Below are 1,859 nucleotides of genomic sequence, written 5' to 3' on the forward strand. Positions count from 1 at the left end.
TTTTGAATAAATAACGCACAAAAAAAGTGAAAAAATACAGTCTTTTGAGTTGCTTTTTATTCAGAATGCTATTATAATATATTTAAAGGTAACAAATTATTACCTTATAACAAATAACAAAAAGTATAATGATATAACCTTAAAGCAAAATTAAAAAAGGAGTGAATTAAAAAATGGCACAAAGTTACAAACACAATAATTTAACAAATGAACCAATGACACAAAAGCACGAATTTATGTACGTTGCACAAGTAAGCGCACTTGAACCAAAAACAATTTCGAAACTAACGCAAATACCAGTTGAAATTATTCGTGAGTGGCAGACACATCGAGATTTTGAGCAAGCAGAAAAACAGTATTTAGAACAACTTGAGAAGAAGTTTTATTATTTGATTATGAAAGAAAGTAAACATCAAGCCCGTCGTTTACGATTAAAAGAAAAAATAATTGAACAACAACGCGCAAAGCAAGAATTGATGGCTAAAGAAATTGATTCAAAACGGATGAAAGAAATCATCGAAGAAACACGACCAAAAATACGAAATTATAAAAAGGCATAAGCCTCATTTTAAATATGTTCAAGAAGGTAACAGATATGTACTTTATGTTATATGTGCTTTAGAATAAATACATATCAGACCTTCTTTAATAAAAGAAAGGACTGATTAAATTGAACAAAGATAAAAAATTCAAAGTCGGAACAATCATATCACAAGGTTTAGTAGCTGGATTGATGTTAGTTGGATTGGGCATTCAACATCAAGAAATTGAAGATTTGAGAGATGAAAATTTTGCAGTGCATAAGATTCTAAACAACGATTTAGAAGAAGTGGTTAAAGCACAAGACAAAAATAATCAATCGCTCAAAGATAATAAAAATGTTGATAATAGTCTCCAAAAAACATTTGAAAAAGCTGACCCAGGTGGTGGTGATAATGCTTCCGATTAAATTAGGAGGTGTAAACGGCAGGTTAAAGAGACTTGACTCGCCGTTATATATGGAAAAAAAAGGAGTATTGAAAATAACGCCAGAAGCAAAAGAAAAATTATTAAAAATTAAGCGAAAACATGAGTATACAGTGGGAGATACGTTTGAAACCTTGAATAATCACATTTTAAATAAAGTAGTTGAGGGCGATTATGACTTTATCAAACCAATCGATACGAGAAACATTAAAAAAGTGAATGTGGATTATGACATTTGGGAGAAAGCGAAAGTAAAAGCAGAGAAATTAGGTTTTACATCGTTAAATCAAATGATGAATCAAATTGCAGATGTTGAATTTTTATCGCATTTAGATGGGATTGAACATCAAAAAGCATTTGAAACAGTGGGCAATACCAAATATCGAGATATAAAAGAAAAATATATACAATCACTTGAAAATGAGCAAAATAATAAGGCGTTAGAAAGAGGGTTGTATTAATGAGTATCAAAGATGAAAACATCAAAGTCGTATCAAGAACATCAACCATTCAAATTGAAGATGTGTTAGATGAATGTATCAAGCACGTTGACAGAAGTAAAGTGAATATTAAATCGAAATCTCAACTACAACGATTGATTAACCAACAATTTGCAAAACGAGTGATGAATAATGACGTAGATTGGTTGGATGATGAAGTAGTTGAAGCATTAGAAAGTAAAGGATTTACAGCAGACACATTTGCACAAACAAAAGAATTTTAAAATCGAAAGGATGAAGAAAAATGAGCAAAATAGTAATTGATGAGGAAATGCTTAAAAAATACATTATAGGATTTGTAGAAGTGAATCTTGAAGTTGAAGAGGAAGATATAGCATGGTTAGCAAATGATATTGTTGAAGATTTAAAAGAAGAAGGATTTACAGAAGAAAA

General features: G+C 30.2%; 4 protein-coding genes. All 4 read left to right on the forward strand.

Annotated elements, in window-relative coordinates; translation table 11 throughout:
- The first annotated feature begins 173 nt into the window (after positions 1 to 173).
- The 4 genes from DVA66_RS21130 to DVA66_RS21145 all read left to right on the forward strand — a co-directional run bounded on the left by DVA66_RS21130 (position 174) and on the right by DVA66_RS21145 (position 1,690).
- Positions 174 to 560 (forward strand): hypothetical protein, encoded by a 387-nt coding sequence (locus DVA66_RS21130; RefSeq protein ID WP_157974179.1) that lies wholly within the window; start codon positions 174 to 176, stop codon positions 558 to 560.
- A gap of 110 nt (positions 561 to 670) precedes the next feature.
- Positions 671 to 949: a hypothetical protein gene (locus DVA66_RS21135; RefSeq protein WP_097508691.1), complete on the forward strand. Its 279-nt coding sequence runs from the start codon at positions 671 to 673 to the stop codon at positions 947 to 949.
- A complete protein-coding gene (locus DVA66_RS21140) occupies positions 924 to 1,427 on the forward strand; it encodes a hypothetical protein (protein WP_157974180.1) in 504 nt (167 codons plus the stop codon). Before DVA66_RS21135 ends, DVA66_RS21140 begins: the two co-directional genes overlap by 26 nt.
- Positions 1,427 to 1,690 carry a hypothetical protein gene (locus tag DVA66_RS21145; RefSeq protein ID WP_122135135.1) on the forward strand — a complete coding sequence of 88 codons (264 nt, stop codon included), beginning with the start codon at positions 1,427 to 1,429 and terminating at the stop codon, positions 1,688 to 1,690. Before DVA66_RS21140 ends, DVA66_RS21145 begins: the two co-directional genes overlap by 1 nt.
- Positions 1,691 to 1,859: the final 169 nt, after the last annotated feature.

Source organism: Desertihabitans aurantiacus (assembly GCF_003344635.1).
Lineage (GTDB): Bacteria > Actinomycetota > Actinomycetes > Propionibacteriales > Propionibacteriaceae > Desertihabitans > Desertihabitans aurantiacus.

What these genes read in the sequence shown, in the direction of transcription:
- DVA66_RS21130 (WP_157974179.1), top strand. Translation starts at nt 174, where the DNA reads ATGGCACAAAGTTACAAACACAATAATTTAACAAATGAACCAATGACA.
- DVA66_RS21145 (WP_122135135.1), top strand. Translation starts at nt 1,427, where the DNA reads ATGAGTATCAAAGATGAAAACATCAAAGTCGTATCAAGAACATCAACC.